This is a genomic window from Stenotrophomonas sp. STEN029 (assembly GCF_056760015.1).
The window spans coordinates 1-5720 of sequence record NZ_JBRREC010000150.1; the positions used below are offsets into that span (position 1 = coordinate 1).

Consider the following 5720-nt stretch of genomic DNA (forward strand, 5'->3'; position numbering starts at 1 on the left):
CCCCAACCCCCCCAGCCCCCCCAACACCCCCCCCACCCCCCCCCCCCCCCCCCCCCCCCCCCCCCCCCCCCCCCCCCCCCCCCCCCCCCCCCCCCCCCCCCCCCACTACAGGAGCTGCCCTCCCCCGCTTGCGGGAGAGGGGCTATGAATCAGAAGCGGTAATCAAAACCCAGCGTGTAATAGCGCCCACGCAGGTCGTACTGGCTGAAGTCGTACGGCGCGCGCACACCCGGGAAGGTGGCGTCGTACGGCGGCTGGCGGTCACCGATGTTCTGCACCTTTGCGTACACAGTCAGCTTGTCGATGCCGGTGTAGCCCAGGTACAGATCGAACTGGCTGTAACTGGCGACCTGCTTCTGCACCGCCTTCGCCGCGGCACTGCCTTGCTGGTCATAGCTGCTGGTGTAATACCAGGTCAGCGCGGTGCGCCAATCACCCAAGGCCCAGTCCAGCGTGGTGGTGGCCTTGGTATCCGGCAGCGATGGGCCGAGGTTGGAGCCGGCGTAATCCACCAGCGGACCGCCAACGACCTGCGGTCGCTTGTAGTCGATGACATAGGTCAGCGCCGAGGACAGGCCGAAGTCACCCGCAGCGGCCGTCTGCCAGCGCTGGCGCAGCTCGATGTCGATGCCCGAGGTCTCCAGCTCACTCAGGTTCTGGTAGCGGTTGTAGACCGCCAGCAGCTTGCCGCGCGAATCACGTAGCACATTGGCCGGGTCGTTCTCTGCCACCAGCGTTGTGGTGTTGCCGGTGCCGATCAGGTTGTCCAGCTTGATGCGGTAGTAATCGACGCTGAGGTTGGTGTTCTGCCACGGGGAGAGCACGAAGCCGGCATTGAAGCTGCGCGTGCGTTCCGGATCCAGGTTGGTGTTGCCGACGGTGAAGAAGGTCGGGTTCTGCCGCGAAGCGGCAACGTCCGGATCGTGCGGATCGACCACCGAGCCATAGGCGATGCTGGTCGATGCCGAGTTCTCCGACAACGATGGCGCACGGAAACCACGCGAGGCCGCAGCACGCACCAGCAACCAATCCAGCGGCTGCCAGCGCAGGCCGAGCTTGGGCGAGAACGCATTGCCGAAATCACTGTAACGATCGGCGCGTGCTGCCGCCTGCAGTTCCAACGTGCTGTGCAGCGGCACGCTTACTTCCGCGTAGGCAGCGCTGACCTGGCGCTGGCCGTGCACTTCGGCGATCGCCGGGCGCACCTGCAGGCCTGCATCGATCTGCCACGGATTATTTGAATCGAGCTTCTCCTGACGCCATTCGGCACCGGCGGCGAAGCCAATCTCACCCGCCCAGGTTGCACCCAAAGTACCGGACACCTTGGCATCGACACCCTTGAGCACGGATTCGGCCGGGCGCAGCGTGCTCAGGCCAATCGCTGCAAGCACCGCCGGATCCGTCGCTGACGGATTGAGCAGGTTGTAGCTGCCGCTGGCCAGTGCGTCATACAGCGTCCAGCGATTGGCAAAGCCGCCGGAGACGGTCTCGCGCTGCTTGCTGGCCGCCTGGAATGCGCCGACTTCCCAGTCCCACTTCTCGGTCTGCCCGCGCAGGCCAAGCACGCCGCGATAGGAACGCGAACGATTGGTCTTGATGGTGCCGCCGAGGTTGAAGAAGGTGTATTCGATCGGCACGTCCACGCCGTACGGGTTGTACGGATTGCCTGCCGGCAGGGTCGAACGCACCGGCTCGGCCAGGCCGGTATCGGCGTTGAGCGCGAAGCGGCCGCTTTCCAGGGTGAAGAACGGGCTGGAGCCGAACCACGACACACCCTTGATGTCGCTGTAGATCACATCAGCGAAAGCTTCCACCGAATCACTGATGCGCAGCGTGCCGTTGACATAGGCCTGCCAGCGCTTGGTCGAGGGAATCAGCGTGGTATACGGCGCCTGGTTGAAGGCGCAGGTGTCACCGGCCAGACCGTCGATCGGTGCGCTGGCGGTGAGTACCGTGCCTTCCGGGCAGTTGCCGGCGGCGTCCAGCATCGGCACGGACTTTCCGCCAATCAGGTAACGCGCACCCTTGGCCGACCAACCGTTCCAGCGGCCACCGGCCTTGTCGGTATAGATGCCCGAGCGGGTCAGGTCGCGCTGGTCCTGGTCCAGGCGGTCGCGGTTATAGCCTTCCAGCGACACCAGGATGTTGTAGCCATCGCGGTCCAGGTCGCCGAGGCCGCCGACGAACTTGAGGTTCTGCTGATCCAGCCCACCGGCTTCTGAGGTGCCGCCGCTGACGCCAACCTCGGCACCTTCAAAGTTCTGCCGGGTGATGATGTTGACCACGCCGGCGACTGCATCGGAGCCGTATACCGCCGAGGCGCCATCCTTCAGCACTTCTATGCGTTCCACCGCTACGAGGGGAAGCGCGTTGAGGTCGACGAAGGTGTCCGACAAACCGCCGGACGGGAAGCCGTAATTGGCCAGGCGGCGACCATTGAGCAGCACCAGCGTGTTCTTCTGCGACAGGCCGCGCAGGCCGATGCCGGCCGAGCCCGAGGCCCAACCGCTGTTGCTGGTTTCGTTGCTTGCGTTGCCGGTGTTGGCGGAGATCGAACGCAGCAGGTCAGCCACGCTGGCCTTGCCGGTCTGCTCCAGTTGCTGGCGTTCGATCACCTGCACCGGGTTGGCGGTCTCGGTATCGGTGCGCTTGATGTTGGAGCCGGTGACCCGGACCGCATCGAGGGTCTTGCTGCCGTCGGCAGCGGCTTCGGCCAGGGCGAGGGAGGGAGCAGCGATGGCAGCGGCCACCGCGAAGGCGAGCAAGGAACGAGTAGGCATGGAATCCGGGAGAGGTGAATGACAACGGCGCCAGTACCTCATGAACGGCAAATGTCCGGCCAATCACTTTGCTGCATTCGCACATAACCATTCGTTACATCGCTCCATCCGGATGGATATGAAAATATGACTGGCATCACTGGCGCATACGCGCAGCGACGGCGGCACCCTACAATTGCGCCCATGGATATTTTCAAGGTTTTCACCCTCGAAGCCGCACACCGGCTGCCCAACGTCCCGGTCGGCCACAAGTGCTCGCGCCTGCACGGCCACTCGTTCCGCGTGGAACTGCGGGTCAGCGGCGAACCCGGCCCGGAGACCGGCTGGATCATGGACTTCAGCGATCTGAAGGCCGCCTTCCAGCCGCTCTACGACCAGCTCGACCACAACTACCTCAACGACATCCCCGGCCTGGAGAACCCCACCAGCGAACGCCTGGCGATGTGGATCTGGGAAAAGCTGAAGCCGGCACTGCCGCTGCTCAGCGAAGTAGTCGTGCACGAAACCTGTACCTCCGGCTGCAGCTACAAGGGCACCTGATAGCGACCTCGTAGTGCCGAGCCATGCTCGGCAGAGGCCTTGCCGGTAATGCTCCAGCCGAGCATGGCTCGGCTCTACAAGGCCTTCCCGACCACGCAGCGGCCCTTGTGGGAGCGGCGTAAGCCGCGAAGCTGGCCGTGCATGAAGCCTCAAAGCCAACCCCTCCCCAGCCCTCCCCTTGCCTGCGGCAAAGGGAGGGAGCAGAGCGTAGTGCCGAGCCGTGCTCGGCAGAGGCTTTACCGGGAACGCCCCAGCCGAGCATGGCTCGGCTCTACAAGGCCTTCCCGACCACGCAGCGGCGCTTGTGGGAGCGGCATAAGCCGCGACGCTGGCCCATGCATGGAGCCCCAAAGCCAACCCCTCCCCAACCCTCCCCTTGCCTGCGGCAAAGGGAGGGGGCCGAAGCGTAGTGCCGAGCCATGCTCGGCAGAGGCCTTGCCGAGGAACGCCCCAGCCGAGCATGGCTCGGCTCTACAACGCCTTCCCGACCACGCACCGGCCCTTGTGGGAGCGGCGTAAGCCGCGACGCTGGCCGTGCATGGAGCCCCAAAGCCACCCCCTCCCCAGCCCTCCCCTTGCCTGCGGCAAAGGGAGGGAGCGCTCGTCTGCGGCAAACGAGCGCGGTAGTGCCGAGCCATGCTCGGCAGGGGCTTTACCGGGAACGCTCCAGCCGAGCATGGCTCGGCGCTATAGAGGCGACTTCTGAACAGTTCAGAAATTTATGTTGCACCGCGCCAATTCCGCGCTATGCTGCAACGCAACAAGACCCGTCGGATCACCTTGATGTCCGCTCAGTTCAACGACTTCAGCAGCTACACCCAGCAGCTCGCCGCTGCTGCCAACCGTGCCAACCGGCTCGCCTTGGAAAATGCTGAAAGCGTGTTTGGCGTGCAGCTGCGCGCGTTCGAGCGCAACACCACGGCTGCGGCTGGCTTCTTCGGCGAACTGGCCCAGGCCGGCGCGCAGGCGGATCTGCAGGCGCTGCTGCCCAAGGGCATGCAGCTGGCACGCGAGAACATGGAACGACTGGCCAATGCCAACCAGGAAGTGGTCGGGCTCAGCCTGAAGACCGGCGAGGCATTGGGCGCATTGGTTCGCCAGCCTTTCGCTGCCAAACCCGAGCGCAAGACGCGCTGATACCCAGACAACAGAATTTGCGCGGTCCCTCCCCCGCGCAATCCCAGACCCGGTAGCTCCCTCCCGCTGCCGGGTCTTTTTTTGCCTGCGATCCAGCATTCCATTGCCGATGGCTGCGCTCGGCGGCAGCGGCTGGCAAAATCGACGACCACGCAGCGGCTAGACTCTCCTGATGTTCAACACCGACACCCTCACCGGCAGCAAGCCGGAACAATACGCCCAGCTGCTGGCCCAGGCCCGCGCTCTGGTCCATGGCGAAGCAGACCGCATTGCCAATGCTGCCAACCTGTCGGCACTGGTCTACCACGCGCTACCGCAGCTCAACTGGGTGGGTTTCTACTTCTACGACGGCAAGGAATTGGTGGTTGGCCCGTTCCAGGGCTTGCCGGCCTGCGTGCGCATTCCGCTGTCCAAGGGCGTGTGTGGCGCCGCTGCCAGCAGCCGCCAGACCCAGCGCATCGAGGATGTGGATGCGTTCCCCGGCCATATTGCCTGCGACTCGGCCTCGCGCTCGGAACTGGTCGTGCCCCTGGTCCACAACGGCACGTTGATTGGCGTGTTCGACATCGACAGCCCGGTGCTCGCGCGTTTCGACGCCGACGACCAGCTGGGGCTGGAAGCCATCGCCCAGGTGTTTGTCGAGGCGCTGCAATGAGCGCCCCCAAGCTGCGCAACATCGGCCCCAAGAGTGCAGCCTGGCTGCGTCAGGTCGGTTTGCGCAGCGAGCAGGACCTGAGCGCGATCGGCCCGGTCGCGGCGTTCATGAAGGTGCGCCGCGCCGGCTTCAAGCCCAGCCTCAACCTGCTGTATTCGCTGGAAGGCGCCTTGGTCGGCTGCCATTGGCAGGAAATACCCGAGGCGCGTCGCCAGCAACTGGTCGCCGAGTACGAAGTCGCTGCTGGCGCGCTGCCCACCACGCGTGCAGGCCAACAGGCCGGGCCGGTGCATGAAACGCATATGCAGGCCGAAGCTGATGAAGAAGAAGCCAGCGAGATCCGCTTCGAGGACTGAAGCCCGGACGTCGGTTTTGTGCGAGCGAAGGAATGTTTTTGTAGGAGCGGCGTAAGCCGCGAAGCTGGCTATCTGTCACATCGCACAGCAATGGTCGCAGATGGTTCGAGTTACGTGGCTCCGGATGCAGCTGTGGCTTGGCGGGGGTAGCCGCGGCGACAAAAAAAATAGATAGGGGGGCCGAAAACCCCGGGGCGGGGTAAGTGCAGCGAGCCGCGGTCGCGGGGGGGTTGTTTATATGCATGGGGCCGG

General features: G+C 64.7%; 5 protein-coding genes. 4 read left to right on the forward strand and 1 reads right to left on the reverse strand.

What is annotated here, in order from left to right; all coding sequences use genetic code 11:
* Positions 1–149 precede the first annotated feature (149 nt).
* The gene (locus ACVOLI_RS20025; protein ID WP_481615722.1) at positions 150–2780 is read right to left on the reverse strand and encodes a TonB-dependent receptor; all 2631 of its coding nucleotides are present in this window, start codon (positions 2778–2780) and stop codon (positions 150–152) included.
* Positions 2781–2963: 183 nt separating this feature from the next.
* Here ACVOLI_RS20025 and queD point away from each other — a divergent pair, with 183 nt between their 5' ends.
* The 4 genes from queD to ACVOLI_RS20045 all read left to right on the forward strand — a co-directional run bounded on the left by queD (position 2964) and on the right by ACVOLI_RS20045 (position 5468).
* Positions 2964–3320: a 6-carboxytetrahydropterin synthase QueD gene (gene queD, locus ACVOLI_RS20030; RefSeq protein WP_481615723.1), complete on the forward strand. Its 357-nt coding sequence runs from the start codon at positions 2964–2966 to the stop codon at positions 3318–3320.
* 783 nt (positions 3321–4103) lie between these two features.
* A complete protein-coding gene (locus ACVOLI_RS20035; RefSeq protein ID WP_282268897.1) occupies positions 4104–4457 on the forward strand; it encodes a phasin family protein in 354 nt (117 codons plus the stop codon).
* Between the two features lie 172 nt (positions 4458–4629).
* Positions 4630–5112: a GAF domain-containing protein gene (locus ACVOLI_RS20040; protein WP_282268899.1), complete on the forward strand. Its 483-nt coding sequence runs from the start codon at positions 4630–4632 to the stop codon at positions 5110–5112.
* The gene (locus ACVOLI_RS20045; protein WP_296251068.1) at positions 5109–5468 is read left to right on the forward strand and encodes a TfoX/Sxy family protein; all 360 of its coding nucleotides are present in this window, start codon (positions 5109–5111) and stop codon (positions 5466–5468) included. The genes ACVOLI_RS20040 and ACVOLI_RS20045 overlap by 4 nt, the downstream gene beginning before the upstream one ends.
* Positions 5469–5720: the final 252 nt, after the last annotated feature.

Excerpts from the sequence above, each read along its gene's own strand:
- ACVOLI_RS20025 (WP_481615722.1), bottom strand. The coding sequence starts at position 2,780 with ATGCCTACTCGTTCCTTGCTCGCCTTCGCGGTGGCCGCTGCCATCGCT.
- queD (WP_481615723.1), top strand. The coding sequence starts at position 2,964 with ATGGATATTTTCAAGGTTTTCACCCTCGAAGCCGCACACCGGCTGCCC.
- ACVOLI_RS20035 (WP_282268897.1), top strand. The coding sequence starts at position 4,104 with ATGTCCGCTCAGTTCAACGACTTCAGCAGCTACACCCAGCAGCTCGCC.
- ACVOLI_RS20040 (WP_282268899.1), top strand. The coding sequence starts at position 4,630 with ATGTTCAACACCGACACCCTCACCGGCAGCAAGCCGGAACAATACGCC.
- ACVOLI_RS20045 (WP_296251068.1), top strand. The coding sequence starts at position 5,109 with ATGAGCGCCCCCAAGCTGCGCAACATCGGCCCCAAGAGTGCAGCCTGG.